Source organism: Enterovibrio baiacu (assembly GCF_004120195.1).
GTDB lineage: Bacteria > Pseudomonadota > Gammaproteobacteria > Enterobacterales > Vibrionaceae > Enterovibrio > Enterovibrio baiacui.
Genome location: NZ_SCHN01000012.1, coordinates 136,985 through 154,443, shown reverse-complemented (window position 1 = coordinate 154,443; position 17,459 = coordinate 136,985). Strand labels below are relative to the sequence as shown.

Here is a 17,459-nt window from a genome sequence, read left to right as displayed (position 1 = left end):
AATGACAGATATGACGCCCGATCAAGTTGGCCACGATGACCACGACCATGATCATAAGCCCAAAGGGGTGATGCGTTGGCTGTTAACCACCAACCATAAAGACATCGGCACCATGTACTTGGTGTTTAGTTTCACCATGTTCCTTGTGGGTGGTGCGATGGCCTTGGTCATCCGCGCTGAGCTTTTCCAGCCGGGCTTGCAACTCGTCGAACCAAACTTCTTTAACCAGATGACGACCGTGCATGGCCTGATCATGGTATTTGGGGCAGTAATGCCTGCCTTTACCGGACTCGCCAACTGGATGGTGCCATTGATGATAGGTGCGCCAGACATGGCGTTGCCGCGCATGAATAACTGGAGCTTTTGGATTCTCCCTTTTGCGTTCTTCATGCTGTTAATGTCTTTGTTCATGGAAGGTGGTGGCCCTAACTTTGGCTGGACCTTCTACGCACCGCTGTCAACGACCTACTCACCTGATAGCACGGCGTTGTTCGTGTTTGCTATTCACATCATGGGTATCAGCTCCATCATGGGTGCGATTAACGTGATCGTGACCATCATGAACTTGCGCGCACCAGGCATGACGTACATGAAAATGCCCTTGTTCGTGTGGACTTGGTTCATCACTGCGTTCTTGCTGATTGCGGTCATGCCCGTGTTGGCGGGAGCGGTGACCATGGTGCTGACGGACAAGTACTTTGGCACGTCCTTCTTTGATGCGGCAGGCGGCGGCGACCCCGTGATGTTCCAGCATATTTTCTGGTTCTTTGGTCACCCTGAAGTGTACATCATGATTTTGCCGAGCTTCGGTATCATCTCTGCCATCGTGCCTGCCTTTTCGCGTAAGAAACTCTTTGGATATTCTTCGATGGTTTACGCGACGGCATCGATTGCAGGCTTGAGCTTTGTGGTTTGGGCTCACCACATGTTCACCACGGGGATGCCGGTCTTCGCCGAACTCTTCTTTATGTACTGCACCATGCTGATCTCCGTGCCCACGGGGGTGAAGGTGTTTAACTGGGTGGCGACAATGTGGCGAGGATCGCTGACCTTCGAGACCCCTATGCTCTTCTCGCTCGCCTTTATTGTCTTGTTCACGATTGGTGGTTTCTCCGGCCTAATGCTGGCGATAACACCGGCTGACTTCCAGTATCACGATACCTATTTCGTGGTGGCGCACTTCCATTACGTCCTCGTGACAGGTGCCATCTTCTCCATCATGGCGGCGGCGTATTACTGGCTACCGAAATGGACGGGACACATGTATGACACCAAATTGGCGTCATGGCACTTCTGGTGCTCGCTGATTTCGGTGAACATTTTGTTCTTCCCAATGCACTTCCTTGGCTTGGCAGGTATGCCGCGTCGGATTCCTGATTACGCACTGCAGTTTGCAGACATCAATGCCATCGTGAGTATTGGTGCCTTCCTGTTTGGTGCATCGCAGCTGATTTTCCTCGCCGTGCTTGTGAAATGTGCACGTGGTGGTGATCCAGCACCGGCGAAACCGTGGGAAGGTGCTGAAGGGTTGGAGTGGGAAATTCCTTCACCAGCGCCTTATCACACCTTCTCAACGCCACCGAAAATCGATTGAGGGCACTGAATGCGCGAGAGCAACGAGCCAGATAACAAAAACACCAGCCGTTCTGCCATTAAGTTGGCAGGCATGGCGGTACTGATGTTCGGTTTTGCTTTTGCGCTCGTGCCGCTTTATGACGTGTTTTGCGATATCACAGGCATCAACGGAAAAACTGACGATGTCGCGGCACAAGAAAGTAACCAAGTGGATTTTTCGCGCACGGTGACTGTTGAGTTTGTGGCGTACATCAATCCCGGCCTTGGCTGGGATTTTGTGCCTGAGATGAAGCGCATTTCGGTGCACCCTGGCGAGACGCGTACCATTGCGTATCGCGCCACGAACAACACGCTTACAGATTCTATTGGGCAGGCAGTGCCGTCGGTTTCACCGGGTTTGGCTGCGCAATACCTGAATAAAATTGAATGCTTTTGTTTTAACCGCCAACCATTGGCGGCGGGCAAAGACGCTGAGCTGCCTCTGGTGTTTTATGTCGACCCGGCCATTCCAGACGACATCAACACACTGACGCTGGCTTACACCTTGTTTAGCGCCAAAACCGAGCCCGTTACCCAATAATTTCAGCGAGGTCATTATGGCAACATCGCATACCGATACGGATGCCCCTGAGGGGTATGAAAGCTACTATGTTCCAGCCCAAAGCAAATGGCCCATTGTCGGTGCCGTTGCGTTGTTCCTCATTGCCATGGGGGCCGGTTCAACCGTAGCCGATTTGTTTGGTGGTAACGGACCTTGGATATTGTTAGCAGGGACAGGGCTGATTTTGTTCATGCTGACTGGTTGGTTTAAAGACGTGATCCATGAATCCATGGGCGGCATGTATTCGAGCCAAATGGATCGCTCATTTCGACAAGGCATGAGCTGGTTTATTTTCTCGGAAGTGATGTTCTTTGCGGCTTTCTTTGGCGCATTGTTCTATGCCCGATTCATTGCTGTGCCTTGGCTAGGTGGGGCGAGCAACAATGCCATGACGGCGGAAGTGTTATGGCCCGACTTCATTCCAGGTTGGCCTTTGGTGAAAACGCCAGACGGCACGGAAACCACGGCCATGGGTGCGTGGGGGTTGCCGCTAATTAACACCGTTATCCTACTTGCGTCTTCTGTAACACTTCACTTTGCGCATGTGGCGATGGAAGAGGGCAAGCGTCAACGCATTGTGCAATTTCTGGGTGTGACGGTTTTACTCGGGTGGATTTTCTTGTTCTTGCAAGGCGAGGAATATATTCACGCCTATGAAGAGCTTAACCTGCGCCTTGATTCCGGTATCTACGGCAACACCTTCTTCTTATTGACGGGCTTCCACGGCATGCATGTGTTCTTGGGCTCGGTCATTCTGTTTATTGTTTGGCTGCGCGTGCTGAAAGGGCACATGTCGCCGAAGCAACATTTTGCGTTTCAAGCAGGCGCTTGGTATTGGCACTTCGTGGACGTGGTTTGGCTATGTCTGTTTGTCTTCGTCTACATCTTGTAGCGAAGATTCATCGTGATTTCAGTAAGGGCGACTGTTCGGTTCAATCAAGCCAGTCGCCATGGCAATCAACAGAATCACGAAGGCAATGACTGAAAACAGAACACGTCTGCCAAGGTAGCGCGACATCGGAACATCTGAATTGCCTTTAATAAGAATGGGCAACGCGCGGAACAAGTTGAACACGATAAAGATGAGCAGGCAGACGAGGATCCCTTTGAGCAGCATATTGCCTCCAGCGGGTCAAGAAGGTGACTCATTGAGTGACCAAGACCCAGAACGTGAATTAGCGCCGAGTGCAAGGTTACGACCGTTTCGGCGGTTTGGATTCCTACTCTTTACTTTGGCGATGACGGTCTTATTGGTCAAGCTGGGGATGTGGCAAGTGTCACGTGCGACGGAAAAAGAAGCATTGCTCACCCAGTTGGATGTCCGCCAACAACATACCCTTCTTCGTTTGTCCGACTTACCGAAAGAAGGAAAAGGCTACCGTATTGATGTGTTAGGGCAGTTTGATGCATCAAAGAGCGTGCTGTTGGATAACCAAACACATTTGGGTCGCGTCGGGTATCGCTGGATGATGCCTTTTAAGGCAACCCAAGATAACGACGAAAAATGGCTGTTGGTTGAACTCGGTTGGGTTCCCGCGCCAGCTACACGCGATGTGTTGCCCACGCTACCGGACGTACAAGGCGCATTTCACGTTCGCGGCATCCTTGATTTACCGTCCGAGCGCGTGGTGTTAGGTAACGCATCAGAATTGGTTTCTTGGCCTTGGCGGGTGCAGTCGGTTGATATGAACGCCATCAACGCGAAAACCGGAGAGTCTTTTTATCCATGGGTCGTTCGCGCTGCTTCCGTTGTAAATGACGCGGGCGAACAATTAGAAACAACATGGAACGTTATCCCCGTTTGGGAGCCTGTCGTCATGAAACCGGAAAAGCACTATGCGTATGCGATGCAATGGTTCGGGTTGGCGCTGGTGGTGTGGGTTGGCTTTCTAATTTGGTGGAGGAAGGGACGCGTATGAAAGGGAAAAAAGCACTCATACTGGTAACAGCTATCTTCATTCTGCCTGTCGTTGCAGCAAAGCTGGTACTGGAATTTGATTGGTATAGCCGTGGGGTCACCAACAAGGGCGAATTGTTGGCAGAAGCGGTGAAAACCGATTGGTTGGAAGAAAACGGACAATGGCGACTGGTGTATACCTTGCCGTCGGATTGCGATGCCTTGTGTGAAACCGCCTTGTTTCAATTAACACAAATCCCTGTCGCGATTGGACGTGAACGTGAGCGTGTGTCGAGCATTGTGTTGGTTTCTGATACGCCATCTGACAATGAAAATATCGCGCTGCGCCAACAACCGATGGACGCACAGCAACAGAAAACCATGGCTGCGTTGCCTTACGGTGACGATGCAATTTATCTCGTTGATCCTCTGAATAACCTGATTCTGGCGTACCCCATTCCTGAAGGAAAAGATGCGCAAATCACCCAAAGCAAAGGCTTGCTCTCTGATCTTCGCAAGCTGATGAAAATGTCAAAAGTGGGGTGAGCATGATGGTGAAATCGACACATCAGGATCAGGACAAAGGGTATCTCTTCCTGCTTTATGGCTCACTGTTTCTTGCGCTGATTGTGGTCGCGCTCGGCGCATTTACGCGTTTGACAGAAGCTGGGCTCGGCTGCCCAGATTGGCCGGGGTGCTATGGCTTTCTTACTGTCCCTCAGTCTGCCGAGCACATAGCAAAGGCGGTACAAGCTTTCCCCGATGCGCCCGTCGAAGTGCAAAAAGCATGGAATGAAATGATTCACCGTTATGTGGCGGGCACCCTTGGGCTGCTCGTTGCGCTGATTGCGTTTCTCGCGTGGCGGAAACCGTCGAGAGACAAAACGCTGCCGAGTATTTTGTTGGCGGTGATTTGTTTTCAAGCTGCACTGGGTATGTGGACTGTCACCATGAACCTGATGCCAATCGTGGTGATGGGACACCTATTGGGTGGCTTTACCACGGTGACACTCTTGTTCCTACTGTGTCTGTTTGAGCGTCGACGCGTTCATTCTGCTGCCAACGTAAGTGCCGAAACGGGCGACGAAGCAATCGTGGGTGCGGAGCAGCAAGACGTTAAGGTGAATATTGATGATGAACCTGCTTCGCCAGCGCAGCATCGTATTGGCGGGAAGCTGAAACTGCTCGCGGTGTCCGCATTGGTTGCTGTGGGTTTACAAATCGCCTTGGGCGGGTGGACATCCGCCAATTATGCAGCTGTCGTCTGCACGCAATTGCCTGTCTGTGAAGCCGATTGGGCTGGGAACTACGACGTATCGGCGTTCCATCCTATCAGCCCGACCAATGATACTTACCAATATGGCGTGTTGAACTTCGATCAACGCGTCACCATTCATGCCACGCATCGCATCGGCGCGATGGTGGTCTCTGTGCTTGTGCTGCTTCTGGCATTCGCTGTTCGTCGCCCGTTGGGTGCAATGGCATCAATCAGCTTGGTCGCGGCACTGTTACTGCAAATTTCCTTGGGTGTGACCAATGTGGTCGCGTTGTTGCCATTGTCCGTGGCGGTTGCGCACAACGTGTGCGGGCTGCTGCTTTTACTGGTGGTGGTGAAAACCACGCTGGGTGTTTTCGCGCGTCAAACCTCGGCGGCGCGAACGTCTTTGAGAGAATCAGGGAGGTTGAGTCATGGCTAAAGTGTCGATGTCACCGTTAGCGGGAAATGTGTCGGTCGCAGCAGAGCCTGCTCTGTGGCGAGATTATCTTGAACTAACCAAACCTAAAGTCGTTGCCATGTTGCTGCTCACCGCCATGGTGGGCATGTGCTTGGCGGTGCCGGGTTTACCGCCAGCCAAAGCTGTGATCCTTGGTCTGCTTGGGATAGGCATGCAATCTGCCGCCGCTGCAGTGTTCAATCACGTGATTGACCAGCGTATTGATCAGCAGATGCAGCGCACCATCCATCGCCCTGTCGCGAAAGGTCGCGTGTCTACTCGACAAGCATTGGGCTTTGGCTGCATCTTGATGGGGGGCGGATTTGGGGCGCTTTGGGCATTGAATGCCTTGGTGGCTTGGCTCACCTTCGCCAGCTTAATCGGCTATGCCTTGGTGTACACGGTTTGGCTAAAGCACGCCACGCCGCAAAACATCGTTATCGGTGGACTAGCAGGCGCCATGCCTCCGCTATTAGGTTGGGTCGCTGTGACAGGCCAGCTTGACCCGCATGCCTTGCTGCTTGTGATGTTAATTTTTACTTGGACGCCACCGCACTTTTGGGCGCTCGCGATCCATCGCCAAAAAGACTATGCGAAAGCAGGCGTTCCCATGTTGCCGGTGACGCACGGTGTTGAATTCACCAAAACCATGATTTTGCTCTACACCCTTTTGCTGGTGGTGGTTGGATTGTTGCCGTATCTCGCAGGCATGAATGGCGTTATTTACTTGGTGGGTAGCCTCGCACTCAATCTTGGATTTGCATGGTATGCGTGGCGATTGAAGTTCGCCGATAAAAAAGGCCTCGCTTGGCAAACCTTCAAATATTCTATTTGGCACATCTTTGGTTTATTCGTGGCGCTATTGGCTGACCATGCGTGGTATGCGGTAGCATGAGGGTAAGTTTTCCCGCTTGCTGAGGCCACATGACCTTTCCAAACGTGTCTTTTCAAACGCCGCGGTTAACAGCCGCGGCGTTGTCTTCCAACGCGCTGCCACATGCGAAAACCGCGATGTCTGCGCAACTCGCCGCCATACTCACCTCGGATGTTAAGCGTCATCTGCCGCCTGACCTTCAAGCTGTGTCTGATGCTGAAAGCGCGTTGCAATGGCTTGAACAAACGTTAGAAGAGAGCCAATTCATTGCGATACGTTCGTCGGATGACGATGCATTAGTCGGGTTCTTTTTGCTGTATGTCGAGGTCGATGCACTTCGTGAGCGCCAAGCGTGCTATGCATTGCGCTTAGGTTATGTAGTGGCGGAAGCCTTCCAAGGCAAAGGTATGGCGAGCGAAATGATTGCAGGTTTGGTCTCGTGGTGTTGTGCTTCGGGCGTTGTGTCTTCTCTGTCTGGCGGGGCGGAAGCGGATAATCTTCCCTCCATTAAGGCGTTGGAGAAAAACGGCTTCGTCCGAGAGGGAAATGATGAATTTCATCAAGGGAATACCGTGTTTTTGACGCTTATGTTTTAGGCAACTTTGCTACACTGACCCATCGATTTCTTCCTGCATGCGAATTATGTTCTCAGCACTCCAACAAAAAGCGCTGCACGTGCGCGTTTTCTCTTTAGCACTGCCTATGGTGCTGTCCAATATCACCGTGCCTTTATTGGGGCTGGTGGATGCGGCAGTGATTGGGCACCTCGATCATGCTTGGTACCTTGGCGGTGTTGCTGTGGGCAGTACCATGATTGCCGTGACCTTCTGGTTGCTGGGCTTTTTGCGCATGGCAACCACAGGGTTAACGGCGCAAGCATGGGGCGGCAAAGACAATGCCGGCCTTGCCAATGTGTTTTTGCAAGGGGTGACTCTTGCCTGGTTGTTAGCGGCAGTCATTGTGGCGATTCATCCTTGGGTGTCCGACATGGTATTCCATTTCAGTGATGCCAGCGAGCAGGTTAAACGCTATGCAGATGAGTACTTTTCGATTCGTATTTGGAGTGCGCCTGCGGCATTGACCAACTTGGTGATCATGGGGTGGCTACTTGGCGCGCAAAATGCCAAAAAGCCAATGATGCTGGTTATCATCGTCAATCTGGTCAATATCTTGCTCGATCTGCTCTTCGTGGTGGTTCTTGACTGGAAAGTGCAAGGCGCTGCCGCTGCGAGCGTGATAGCGGATTACACAGGCATGGCGCTGGGTTTGTTCTTTGTCGCGAAAGTCTGGGTGTCAGCGGCTTTGCCGTCACCCTGGGCTCAATGGAAAAAATCGTCCGTAGGTATGGGGCGCTTGCTCAAGCTAAATCGCGATATCTTTCTCCGCAGCTTATGTTTGCAGCTCGCGTTCACCTTTATGACGTTCCAGGGCGCAACGCTGGGTGACGATGTGGTGGCCGCCAATGCGGTGCTGATGAATTTCTTGATGCTAGTGTCATTTGCCATGGATGGGTTTGCTTACGCCATGGAAGCCATGGTTGGGAAGGCCATTGGGGCGAAAGACCGGGAGGAGTTGTTGGCCACGCTGTCCGCGACGACCCTGTGGAGTTTTGTGATTTCTCTGTTTATCACACTTGCGTTTTTGATGGGTGGACAGGGCATTGTCGGGGTGATCTCAGACATTCCTGTGGTGCGCGAGCAGGCCTACATTTACTTGCCATGGCTCATCGCTATGCCGCTTGTCTCTATGTGGTGTTTCTTGCTCGATGGCGTGTTCATTGGCGCGACGCGAGGCCGAGAAATGCGCAACACCATGTTTGTTTCTATGGCGGGCTTTTTTGTGATTTGGTGGCTGCTTAGTGGTTTTGGTAACCATGCGCTTTGGGCGGCTATGTTGGGCTTCATGGCGCTGCGCGGGATCACTCTAGGTGTTGTGTTTGTTTATCAATGGCGACGCGATGTGTTTCTTTCTCCTGCGCACTAGCGTTAACGCAATTGCTCCAGCGCGATAGCCATGCGCAATAAGCAGAAACTGCAGACATTAAAAAAGCTCCCTCGGGAGCTTTTTTTGACGGTGATATTTCTTACGAACTTAGTAGTAAGAATGATCGCCCGCAGAGTGTTCGGTGACATCGCGAACCGCAGTCAATTCACCGCTAAACTCTTCAAGAAGCTGTTTTTCGATGCCATCTTTTAGCGTGACATCAACCATTGAACAGCCGTTACAACCACCACCGAATTGAATAACAGCCGCGCCGTCTTCCGTGATTTCGATAAGGTTGATGTGACCGCCGTGACCTGCTAGCTGCGGGTTCACTTGTGTTTGAATCACGTACTCAACACGCTCAAGAAGCGACGCGTCGTCAGACACTTTACGCATTTTCGCGTTCGGTGCTTTTAGCGTTAGCTGAGAGCCCATTTTGTCGGTAACGAAATCAATCTCTGCATCTTCCAAGAAAGGCAGGCTTAGTTCGTCAACGTACGCAAGGAAACCGTTAAAGGTTAGCTCTGTGTCGCTTTCTTCAATGGCGTCTTGTGGGCAGTAAGACACGCCGCACTCTGCGTTTTGTGTGCCTGGATTAACCACGAATACGCGGATATTGGTGCCTTCCGGTTGCTGTTCTAGCAACTTAACGAAATGGCTTTGTGCATTTTCTGAAATTAAAATATTAGACACGACTTCTTACCTGAATAGCCCAGTTTGTTTTAGACAGTTTACTCTTTCTTTTCATGACTATCACCCCTCTATGGATGCGGGTAATTATTTCTTCTGTTTTCCATCTGTTGGTGTGCGGCATAGGGCGTAGATATCTATTTTTGTCACGCCATGTGCTCTTAACACTCGGCACAATTCCGTCAACGTTGCCCCCGTGGTAACAACATCATCAACCAATGCCACGTGAGACGGCACATTGCCGCGCACGGTAAACGCATCTTTCAGGTTAGAAAGTCGCGCTTTTCGGCTGAGACCTTGCTGTTGTTGCGTGGCACGTGTGCGCACTAACGCGTTATCCAAACATGGGCGCTCTAGCTGTGATGCCAGCGCATTGGCGAGCACGGTGCTGTGATTAAATCCGCGAACCCAGCGTCGTCGCCAATGCATGGGCACGGGTATCAAACACGGTGCGGGCTCATCGATACTTTCTGCAAGCAGGCGTGCCAAGGGGGGAGCCAGCCAATAATGGCCTTGGTACTTAAATTTGTGCAGGAGTGTGTCGTAAGGAAAGGTGTAATCACCGAGGCACACAAGGTTGTCCCACGCGGGTGGCGTGTTGAGGCAACGACCGCAGGTTTCCATGGTGTAGGGCGTTGAAAGGCCACATTGCATGCAACGTGGCGAGGTAGGGAAACTCTGCGAACAGGTTTCACACCACGGATATTGGCGCTGCTCCAACCTGTGATGACAAAGCTGACACCTCAATGGCAGAGCGCGTAAGATAGAGCGCAACATAAAGGATGTTTTGGTCCAGCAACACGTTTAGGCAGTGTAAATGACAACTTCGCTTTACTGGCACACGGAAGGCCAGGGTTCCGACCTGATTCTCATTCATGGATGGGGAATGAACAGTGCTGTTTGGCAGCAGCTGCTCCCTCGTTTAACTGATCGCTACCGCGTTCATTGTGTCGATCTTCCCGGTTATGGACATAGTCAACCCACCGATGCGTTTTCATTAAAGGAAATGGCACAGTGCTTGCTTAATAATTCACCGCAGCACGCGATTTGGGTTGGTTGGTCTTTAGGGGGCATGGTTGCCACACAAGCCGCGCTTCTCGCACCAGAGCGAGTGCAAGGTTTGGTGACGGTTGCTAGTTCACCTCGATTTGCTGCAGAACATGGATGGAGAGGGATTAAACCTCAGGTACTGTCAGCGTTTTCGGCGCAACTGGAAGATGATTTTTCATCCACGGTTGAACGATTTATGGCGTTGCAGGCAATGGGGAGCCCCACTGCTAGACAAGATATCAAGTGGCTAAAAAAGGCGGTGCTTTCGCATCCGTCGCCTCAACCTGAGGCACTAAAAGCTGGGCTCGATATTCTTGCTGAAGCAGATTTGAGGCCACAATTGCATGATATTTCAGTGCCTTGGTTGCGGATGTACGGTCGGTTAGATGGCTTGGTGCCAGTAAGAGTGGCACAAGAGCTGGATGTTTTAGCCCCGCAGTCGCAGCGGCAAATTTTTGCCAACGCGTCACATGCGCCGTTTATCTCTGATCCTGAACACTTTTCTGAAGAATTACTCTCTTTCTGCGGACAGTGTTTGCCATCCAGATAAGAAAAAGTGATCAAAATAAAGTGAATTGCGGCTAAATTTTAAACTGAATCTGCCGATACTTTATTCGTGTCACTTGCTATGGCATCAGGAGAGACCATAATGAATGTAGGTAACGTTGGCTATTCTCAACAGATGTATGCACGCCCAACGCCAGTTAACCAAGAGGTTAAGGCGGGTGAGCAGAATCAAGCTGAGGGTGCTAAACAGTCTTATGCGCAAGTCGCCAATCAGGTATCGGACGTGAAGACTGTCAACAAAACAACGGAAGCCGAAGGCAAAACACCAACATCGACAGATGTTGAGGCTTTCACTTATGGGGCATTGGGTATGGACCACCCTGACGAAGTGAAAAGTAACGACGATGACGCATACACCGCTGGGCAGGTTTTATCTGCCATCGGTACGATAGGCGGCATCTTAGCGATATTGGTGTAATTTCGCTGTAGAGATATAGCTCGAGCATTCGCGGGTCATTTCCCGCGGTATGCCTTAAGGCGACTGCCTTCGGTCGATGTTGGGAGATAACATTGGCATGAATATTTCGCCCGCTAACGTCAGCATCCCTGCTGTCGTACCGTCAGTAAACCCGCCAACGGAGCAAGTTGCGCGGGACAATCGTGTGCGTGAAAAAATTGCCCCAGCCAAGCAGCCCAACGCGACCGAACACGAAAAACCCGTCAATCAAGAAGAAAAACAACTCCGCAAACCCTCTTGGGATCCATCTGAGCACCCGGATTACACCGATTTAAAGCAAAATGTCAGTCAGTTTAATGGTGGTCATTTTGGTGCGCACGATTCGTTAAGCCAACTGTCCTCCCTGCTGTCGCCCGAGTCTTATACGCCGAAGAATGAAAACGGCTATTCCATGCAGATAAAACTGCCGAAAGAAATTCTCGATAAAATCGATGAGTTAAAGGCCTCACAACGGACTGGCGCAGTCGTAGCCATGCGTTACTCACAAGCCACCGTGGCGAACATTCCTTCTGAAGTGCTTATCGTGATTTAACCATCTTGTCTCCCGCGAGAACGGCACTCAACATATGAACAAAAGAAAACAGCGCCCAGAGGCGCTGTTTTAGTGTGTGATGACTCTGTATGTTCGCTTACTTGCGTTTTGCTTTCGCAAAGGCATCTGCAAACGCACCACCAAAGGCTGATGCGTGCCCACCTTGGTTGTTGTTTGATGACGAACGATTCGGCTGGCTGCGCGCTTGAGGACTTGCTGAGCGCGTGTCGCGGTTTGCATTGCCGCGGCTCGCTGGTTTGTTGTCTGCGCCTGGCTCGTCGTTTAAACGCATGGACAGTGCAATGCGCTTGCGCGCGATATCCACTTCCATGACCTTCACTTTCACCACGTCGCCCGCTTTTACGACTTCACGCGGGTCGGAGATGAATTTGTCTGACAACGCTGAAATATGAACAAGGCCGTCTTGGTGAACACCGATATCGACAAACGCGCCAAAGGCGGTCACGTTGGTGATTGAGCCTTCCAGCACCATGCCTGGGATAAGGTCTTTGACTTCGTTGACGCCTTCGGCAAACGTCGCGGTTTTAAACTCAGGGCGAGGGTCGCGTCCGGGTTTCGCCAGTTCTACGAGGATGTCCGTCACGGTAGGAATACCGAAAGTCTCATCAGCGTAATCGGAGGCTTTCACGCTGCGCAAGAAATCGTGATTACCGATCATGGCATCGACAGCTTTGCCTGTGTTGTCCGCAATGCGTTTTACCACAGGGTAGGCTTCAGGGTGCACCGATGAGCTATCCAGCGGGTTTTTCCCGTTCATGACGCGCAAGAAGCCTGCGCACTGTTCGTAGGCTTTAGGCCCCAAACGTGGCACTTTCAGGAGGGTTTTACGCTCACCAAAGCGGCCATTTTCATCACGGAATGCCACGATGTTGGCAGCCATGGTGGTTGAAAGGCCCGCAACGCGGGTGAGCAGGGCGGCAGAAGCGCTGTTCACGTCGACACCGACGGCGTTCACACAGTCTTCGACCACAGCATCCAAGCGTTTTGCCAATTGGCTTTGGCTGACGTCGTGTTGGTATTGGCCCACACCGATAGATTTCGGATCGATTTTGACGAGCTCGGCCAGAGGATCTTGCAAACGACGTGCAATCGACACCGCTCCGCGCAGTGAAACGTCTAGCCCCGGGAATTCTGCTGCCGCAAGCTCAGATGCCGAGTACACTGATGCGCCAGCTTCACTCACCATCACGGTTTGAATTTTCTCGCCCGCGTCTTTCAACATGCCTGCCACAAACGCATCGGTTTCACGTGAAGCTGTGCCGTTGCCGATCGCAATCAAATCCACGTTGTGCTTTTTCACCAGTGCCATCACTACACGGGCAGATTCAGCAATCTTGTTTTGTGGTGGAGTGGGGTAAATCGTGGCGGTGTCGAGTAACTTACCTGTGTTATCAACCACGGCCACTTTACAGCCGGTGCGTAAGCCCGGGTCAATACCCAAGGTGCAGCGAGGGCCGGCAGGCGCTGCCATGAGCAAGTCTTTTAGGTTGTCGGCGAACACCTTGATGGCGTCATTCTCTGCTAGTTCGCGCAGGTTGCCCATCAGTTCGGTTTCCATGTGCATCAAAATCTTTATGCGCCATGCAAAGCTCACCACTTGTTTACGCCAACGATCGGCAGGTGCAGAACCTAAGGTCACGCCGAAGTGGTCGCTGATGATGTTTTCGCAGTAAGAGCCCGTCGATTTCTCATCTTGCTGTGGGTCAGCATTTAATGACAGTTGGAGAATGCCTTCATTACGACCACGGAACATGGCCAGCGCGCGGTGAGACGGCACTTTGGTCAATAGCTCATCGTGTTCAAAGTAATCTTTAAACTTCGCGCCTTCGTTTTCTTTGCCTGCGATGACACGCGCTTGAATTTCAGCATGTTGGTTTAAATGGCGGCGAATCTTATCTAGCAGGGCGGCATCTTCAGCGAACTGCTCCATCAAGATGGCGCGTGCGCCGTCCAATACGGCTTTGGTATCCGTAAACCCAGCGTCTGCATTCAAGTAGCGCGTCGCTTCTGATTCTGGGTCTTGCTCAGGATGTTGCCAGAGCGAAAGTGCTAATGGCTCAATGCCCGCTTCAATGGCAATTTGTCCTTTGGTGCGACGCTTTTGCTTGTACGGTAAGTACAGGTCTTCAAGGCGGTTTTTGGTGTCAGCGTCGAGGATGTCTTTTTTCAGACCCTCGGTCAGCTTTCCTTGCTCATCAATGGATTTCAAGATGACTTGGCGACGATCTTCCAATTCGCGCAAATACCCAAGGCGAGATTCCAGATTGCGTAATTGGGTGTCATCAAGGCCATTGGTGACTTCTTTACGGTAACGGGCGATGAAAGGCACGGTGTTGCCATCATCAAGCAAGGTGACGGCTGCGATAACTTGCGCATCACGTACGTTAAGCTCACTGGCAATCTGTTGATAAATTGGAGTGGTCATTGTGTTCCTTTGAGAGTCACCGCCGCGAACGGCAGTATTAGAGTTCGTCTTGTTGATAGCGAATGGCGTTGACGTACCAGACCTTCGGTCCTTCAGGGGTCGTCACAATGGCTTCGTCATCGACTTCTTTTTTAATCAATGCGCGTGCCATGGGGCTATCAATGGAGATGTAGTCTTTGCGGCCATAGATTTCATCTGGGCCGACAATACGGAATGTGAGGGTGCCACCGTCGTCATTTTCAATGTCGACCCATGCGCCAAAGAAGACTTTTCCGTCTTGCTGCGGGTTGTAATCGACGACGCGGAGGATTTCCAAGCGTTTGCGTAAGTAGCGAACGCGACGGTCAATTTCACGCAGAATGCGTTTATTGTAGGTGTAATCTGCGTTCTCTGAACGGTCCCCAAGGCTTGCTGCCCACGAGACGATTTTGGTGATCTCTGGACGGCGTTCCTTCCAAAGATAATCCAGCTCTTGTTTGAGTTTGTTATAACCTTCTCGGGTGACCAGGTCGGTTTTTTTCATTACGTTGTCCGAGCGCGTTGTTTGCCTTTCCGATGAGAGCCTTTTATATACCCAAACCCCGCGAAGTTGAAGGCTTGGAGGCATTTACTGGGTTCGTGCTCCCCCTAATGACATTCGGTTTTGATTTTCTTGAATATCTCGGCTATTTGACGGGGCGGACTGATGCCCAATAATCCTGAATATGCAGGTTCCTTGGGTATAAAGGTTAAAAGTGTTGGTAAAGCGACAGGTGCGGAGTATAAAAGCCTTCAATAGTTACACCTAGTAACAGTTTTTATCCTCTCACTGCGTCGCACTGATGTTTCATAGAAGTGTCAGACGTTACAATCGATGATATATCCACTGTGAGTGGCACTCAGTCCACAACATCATTTGGCTATAACACTACCGTCAGATAAGAAAGGTACGTCATGCAAGAGAATTATAAAATCCTAGTTGTTGATGATGATATGCGTCTGCGCGCTTTGCTTGAGCGTTACTTGTCCGAGCAAGGTTTTCAGGTTCGCAGTGTGGCCAATGCAGAGCAAATGGATCGCTTATTATCCCGTGAGAACTTCCATCTGATGGTATTGGATTTAATGCTACCAGGCGAAGACGGCTTGTCGATTTGCCGCCGTTTGCGTCAAGCGAACAACCAACTGCCGATTTTGATGCTGACGGCGAAAGGCGATGAAATCGATCGTATCGTGGGTTTGGAAGTGGGCGCGGATGATTATCTGCCGAAACCGTTTAACCCTCGTGAGTTACTTGCGCGTATTCGTGCCGTGCTACGTCGTCAAACCATCGAAGCGCCGGGTGCTCCTTCAAGCGAAGAAAAGATTGTTGAGTTTGGCCAATTTAAGCTGAACTTGGGTACGCGTGAAATGTTCCGTAACGATGAACCGTTGACCCTGACGTCTGGTGAGTTTGCGGTGCTCAAAGCCTTGGTCACTAACTCTCGTGAACCTATGTCGCGCGACAAACTGATGAACATGGCGCGTGGTCGTGAATATTCTGCGATGGAGCGTTCTATTGACGTTCAAATCTCGCGTCTTCGCCGCATGATTGAAGAAGATCCAAGCAAACCACGTTACATTCAGACCGTTTGGGGTCTGGGTTATGTGTTTGTGCCTGACGGGGAAGCGTAATCCATGCGTTTCTCTCCACGTAGCAACTTTGCCCGTACGCTCGTGGTACTGGCTGGCCTTCTGATTGCCAGCCAGATCTTCTCTTATCTCACCATTCTTAACTATGCGTTGCTGCCCAGCATTAAGCAGTTCAATAAGATCCTCGCTCACGAAATTTCAGTGATGCTTGAAGACGACGTGACCCTTGCGGACGGCGAAATCTACCACATGGATGAATTGCTGCGACGTCAGCTATTAGCGAAGCTTGGTGTGACGCTGCATGATGAATCTGAACCTGAGATGCTATTGGAATTCCAAGAAGCAGCAACGGTTGATCTCATCAGTGAGGACATGTCAGAAAAGCTCAATGCGCCCACAGAAGCGCGCATTAGCTTAGACAACAAGAGCTATGTGCTTTGGTTATCAAGCAAAGCCTTCCCCGGCTATGTTATGCGGATCCCGCTTTCTGAACTGCATCAAGATGATTTCCAACCGCTGTTTTTCTATTCCATGGTCATCGCGTTAATGATGATCGGTGGCGGCTGGGTATTCATCAAAGTCCAAAACCGTCCACTCGCCATGTTGGAAAAAGCTGCAAAGGATGTTGGCCAAGGGCAGTTCCCCACGCCATTACCTGAACGCGGTGCGTCCGATATTCGTGCTGTTACGCGGGCTTTCAACCAAATGAGCGAAGGTATCCGCAAGCTGGAAGAAGACCGTGCGTTGCTGATGGCGGGCGTGAGTCATGATTTGCGTACACCTTTAACGCGCATTCGTCTGGCGACAGAAATGATGTCCCCCGAAGACAGTTACCTTGCTGATAGCATGATTAAAGACACGGAAGAGTGTAATGAAATCATTAATCAGTTCATGGATTACCTGCGTTCGGTGCAACTGCAAGACATGGCTGCGATTGATCTGAATGCACTGGCTGATGATGTTTCAGTGGCTGATGGTGCGACAGGGCATGAGCTGGATGTCGAGAAAGGTGAGCTAATTGGACGCCTTGATGCCAACGAAGTGGCGATTCGTCGTGCAGTGACCAATTTGGTGGTGAACGCAGTGCGCTACGGCGGTGGCTGGGTGAAAATCAGCACCGGCAGCACGGCAGATCGTCGTCATCAATGGATTGCGGTGGAGGACAATGGCCCCGGTATTGCTCCTGATCAGATTGAAACGGTCCTGCAACCTTTTACCCGTGGTGATACCGCGCGCGGTAGCGAAGGGACAGGGCTTGGCCTTGCCATCGTGAAACGTATTGTGGAACAGCACAAAGGTTTGTTGCATTTAACCCCGCGCTCAGGTGGTGGTTTACGCGCGCAAATCGTTTTGCCTGTGGCGGGTAAACACGCCCGCAATCAAGGGCAACATCTTGGGAAGAATCATCGAAGACGCTGATTGCTTCAGGCATAAACATTCGCACTGAAAATGGCGCAGAGAAAC

General features: G+C 51.3%; 19 protein-coding genes. 14 read left to right on the top strand and 5 right to left on the bottom strand.

Going from position 1 to position 17,459, the window contains the following annotated elements; all coding sequences use genetic code 11:
* Nucleotide 1: 1 nt before the first annotated feature.
* The 3 genes from ctaD to EQP46_RS14265 are packed head-to-tail and all read left to right on the top strand — an operon-like array spanning nucleotide 2 to nucleotide 3,068.
* Nucleotides 2-1,594: a cytochrome c oxidase subunit I gene (gene ctaD / locus EQP46_RS14275; RefSeq protein ID WP_129494297.1), complete on the top strand. Its 1,593-nt coding sequence runs from the start codon at nucleotides 2-4 to the stop codon at nucleotides 1,592-1,594.
* A 9-nt stretch (nucleotides 1,595-1,603) separates the two neighbouring features.
* Entirely contained in the window at nucleotides 1,604-2,155 is a 552-nt protein-coding gene (locus EQP46_RS14270; protein ID WP_129494296.1) for a cytochrome c oxidase assembly protein, read from the top strand.
* A gap of 16 nt (nucleotides 2,156-2,171) precedes the next feature.
* Nucleotides 2,172-3,068: a cytochrome c oxidase subunit 3 gene (locus EQP46_RS14265; protein ID WP_129494295.1), complete on the top strand. Its 897-nt coding sequence runs from the start codon at nucleotides 2,172-2,174 to the stop codon at nucleotides 3,066-3,068.
* Nucleotides 3,069-3,086: 18 nt separating this feature from the next.
* On the opposite strand, the gene EQP46_RS14260 is transcribed toward EQP46_RS14265, so the two are convergent.
* The gene (locus tag EQP46_RS14260; protein WP_017009495.1) at nucleotides 3,087-3,293 is read right to left on the bottom strand and encodes a DUF2909 domain-containing protein; all 207 of its coding nucleotides are present in this window, start codon (nucleotides 3,291-3,293) and stop codon (nucleotides 3,087-3,089) included.
* On the opposite strand from EQP46_RS14260, the gene EQP46_RS14255 reads away from it, so the two are divergent.
* The 6 genes from EQP46_RS14255 to dinF are packed head-to-tail and all read left to right on the top strand — an operon-like array spanning nucleotide 3,283 to nucleotide 8,645.
* Nucleotides 3,283-4,095, top strand: a complete 813-nt coding sequence (locus EQP46_RS14255) for an SURF1 family protein (protein ID WP_276320903.1) — start codon at nucleotides 3,283-3,285, stop codon at nucleotides 4,093-4,095. The genes EQP46_RS14260 and EQP46_RS14255 overlap by 11 nt on opposite strands.
* Nucleotides 4,092-4,619, top strand: coding sequence for a hypothetical protein (locus tag EQP46_RS14250; RefSeq protein WP_129494294.1), 528 nt, complete (start codon nucleotides 4,092-4,094; stop codon nucleotides 4,617-4,619). Before EQP46_RS14255 ends, EQP46_RS14250 begins: the two co-directional genes overlap by 4 nt.
* 2 nt (nucleotides 4,620-4,621) lie before the next feature.
* A complete protein-coding gene (locus tag EQP46_RS14245; protein ID WP_129494293.1) occupies nucleotides 4,622-5,770 on the top strand; it encodes a COX15/CtaA family protein in 1,149 nt (382 codons plus the stop codon).
* Nucleotides 5,763-6,683: a heme o synthase gene (cyoE, locus tag EQP46_RS14240; protein WP_129494292.1), complete on the top strand. Its 921-nt coding sequence runs from the start codon at nucleotides 5,763-5,765 to the stop codon at nucleotides 6,681-6,683. Before EQP46_RS14245 ends, cyoE begins: the two co-directional genes overlap by 8 nt.
* A gap of 29 nt (nucleotides 6,684-6,712) precedes the next feature.
* Nucleotides 6,713-7,258, top strand: a complete 546-nt coding sequence (locus EQP46_RS14235) for a GNAT family N-acetyltransferase (protein ID WP_129494291.1) — start codon at nucleotides 6,713-6,715, stop codon at nucleotides 7,256-7,258.
* A 46-nt stretch (nucleotides 7,259-7,304) separates the two neighbouring features.
* Nucleotides 7,305-8,645 carry an MATE family efflux transporter DinF gene (gene dinF, locus EQP46_RS14230; protein WP_167482770.1) on the top strand — a complete coding sequence of 447 codons (1,341 nt, stop codon included), beginning with the start codon at nucleotides 7,305-7,307 and terminating at the stop codon, nucleotides 8,643-8,645.
* Nucleotides 8,646-8,753: 108 nt separating this feature from the next.
* Here the strand turns inward: dinF and nfuA are convergent, their stop codons facing one another.
* Together nfuA and EQP46_RS14220 are read right to left on the bottom strand one after the other, a co-directional pair.
* A complete protein-coding gene (nfuA, locus tag EQP46_RS14225; protein ID WP_129494289.1) occupies nucleotides 8,754-9,338 on the bottom strand; it encodes a Fe-S biogenesis protein NfuA in 585 nt (194 codons plus the stop codon).
* A gap of 84 nt (nucleotides 9,339-9,422) precedes the next feature.
* On the bottom strand, nucleotides 9,423-10,112 hold the full coding sequence (locus tag EQP46_RS14220) for a ComF family protein (RefSeq protein ID WP_240671738.1): 690 nt from the start codon (nucleotides 10,110-10,112) through the stop codon (nucleotides 9,423-9,425).
* A 40-nt stretch (nucleotides 10,113-10,152) separates the two neighbouring features.
* Here EQP46_RS14220 and bioH point away from each other — a divergent pair, with 40 nt between their 5' ends.
* From bioH to EQP46_RS14205, 3 genes are all read left to right on the top strand, one after another.
* Nucleotides 10,153-10,935: a pimeloyl-ACP methyl ester esterase BioH gene (bioH, locus tag EQP46_RS14215; protein ID WP_129494287.1), complete on the top strand. Its 783-nt coding sequence runs from the start codon at nucleotides 10,153-10,155 to the stop codon at nucleotides 10,933-10,935.
* Between the two features lie 99 nt (nucleotides 10,936-11,034).
* Nucleotides 11,035-11,370: a hypothetical protein gene (locus EQP46_RS14210; RefSeq protein ID WP_129494286.1), complete on the top strand. Its 336-nt coding sequence runs from the start codon at nucleotides 11,035-11,037 to the stop codon at nucleotides 11,368-11,370.
* A 76-nt stretch (nucleotides 11,371-11,446) separates the two neighbouring features.
* Nucleotides 11,447-11,941: an ATP-dependent Lon protease gene (locus tag EQP46_RS14205; RefSeq protein ID WP_129494285.1), complete on the top strand. Its 495-nt coding sequence runs from the start codon at nucleotides 11,447-11,449 to the stop codon at nucleotides 11,939-11,941.
* 97 nt (nucleotides 11,942-12,038) lie between these two features.
* On the opposite strand, the gene EQP46_RS14200 is transcribed toward EQP46_RS14205, so the two are convergent.
* Together EQP46_RS14200 and greB are read right to left on the bottom strand one after the other, a co-directional pair.
* Nucleotides 12,039-14,387, bottom strand: coding sequence for a Tex family protein (locus EQP46_RS14200; protein WP_129494284.1), 2,349 nt, complete (start codon nucleotides 14,385-14,387; stop codon nucleotides 12,039-12,041).
* A 37-nt stretch (nucleotides 14,388-14,424) separates the two neighbouring features.
* Nucleotides 14,425-14,910, bottom strand: a complete 486-nt coding sequence (gene greB, locus EQP46_RS14195; protein WP_129494283.1) for a transcription elongation factor GreB — start codon at nucleotides 14,908-14,910, stop codon at nucleotides 14,425-14,427.
* Between the two features lie 410 nt (nucleotides 14,911-15,320).
* On the opposite strand from greB, the gene ompR reads away from it, so the two are divergent.
* Both ompR and envZ read left to right on the top strand, forming a co-directional pair.
* Nucleotides 15,321-16,037, top strand: coding sequence for an osmolarity response regulator transcription factor OmpR (gene ompR, locus EQP46_RS14185; RefSeq protein WP_017009509.1), 717 nt, complete (start codon nucleotides 15,321-15,323; stop codon nucleotides 16,035-16,037).
* A gap of 3 nt (nucleotides 16,038-16,040) precedes the next feature.
* Nucleotides 16,041-17,414, top strand: a complete 1,374-nt coding sequence (envZ, locus tag EQP46_RS14180; protein WP_129494282.1) for a two-component system sensor histidine kinase EnvZ — start codon at nucleotides 16,041-16,043, stop codon at nucleotides 17,412-17,414.
* Nucleotides 17,415-17,459 lie beyond the last annotated feature (45 nt).

What these genes read in the sequence shown, in the direction of transcription:
- dinF (WP_167482770.1), top strand. Translation starts at nt 7,305, where the DNA reads ATGTTCTCAGCACTCCAACAAAAAGCGCTGCACGTGCGCGTTTTCTCT.
- EQP46_RS14200 (WP_129494284.1), bottom strand. Translation starts at nt 14,387, where the DNA reads ATGACCACTCCAATTTATCAACAGATTGCCAGTGAGCTTAACGTACGT.
- ompR (WP_017009509.1), top strand. Translation starts at nt 15,321, where the DNA reads ATGCAAGAGAATTATAAAATCCTAGTTGTTGATGATGATATGCGTCTG.
- EQP46_RS14270 (WP_129494296.1), top strand. Translation starts at nt 1,604, where the DNA reads ATGCGCGAGAGCAACGAGCCAGATAACAAAAACACCAGCCGTTCTGCC.
- cyoE (WP_129494292.1), top strand. Translation starts at nt 5,763, where the DNA reads ATGGCTAAAGTGTCGATGTCACCGTTAGCGGGAAATGTGTCGGTCGCA.
- EQP46_RS14245 (WP_129494293.1), top strand. Translation starts at nt 4,622, where the DNA reads ATGATGGTGAAATCGACACATCAGGATCAGGACAAAGGGTATCTCTTC.
- bioH (WP_129494287.1), top strand. Translation starts at nt 10,153, where the DNA reads ATGACAACTTCGCTTTACTGGCACACGGAAGGCCAGGGTTCCGACCTG.
- EQP46_RS14250 (WP_129494294.1), top strand. Translation starts at nt 4,092, where the DNA reads ATGAAAGGGAAAAAAGCACTCATACTGGTAACAGCTATCTTCATTCTG.
- EQP46_RS14235 (WP_129494291.1), top strand. Translation starts at nt 6,713, where the DNA reads ATGACCTTTCCAAACGTGTCTTTTCAAACGCCGCGGTTAACAGCCGCG.
- EQP46_RS14265 (WP_129494295.1), top strand. Translation starts at nt 2,172, where the DNA reads ATGGCAACATCGCATACCGATACGGATGCCCCTGAGGGGTATGAAAGC.
- greB (WP_129494283.1), bottom strand. Translation starts at nt 14,910, where the DNA reads ATGAAAAAAACCGACCTGGTCACCCGAGAAGGTTATAACAAACTCAAA.
- ctaD (WP_129494297.1), top strand. Translation starts at nt 2, where the DNA reads ATGACAGATATGACGCCCGATCAAGTTGGCCACGATGACCACGACCAT.
- EQP46_RS14220 (WP_240671738.1), bottom strand. Translation starts at nt 10,112, where the DNA reads ATGTTGCGCTCTATCTTACGCGCTCTGCCATTGAGGTGTCAGCTTTGT.
- EQP46_RS14205 (WP_129494285.1), top strand. Translation starts at nt 11,447, where the DNA reads ATGTTGGGAGATAACATTGGCATGAATATTTCGCCCGCTAACGTCAGC.
- EQP46_RS14210 (WP_129494286.1), top strand. Translation starts at nt 11,035, where the DNA reads ATGAATGTAGGTAACGTTGGCTATTCTCAACAGATGTATGCACGCCCA.
- envZ (WP_129494282.1), top strand. Translation starts at nt 16,041, where the DNA reads ATGCGTTTCTCTCCACGTAGCAACTTTGCCCGTACGCTCGTGGTACTG.
- EQP46_RS14260 (WP_017009495.1), bottom strand. Translation starts at nt 3,293, where the DNA reads ATGCTGCTCAAAGGGATCCTCGTCTGCCTGCTCATCTTTATCGTGTTC.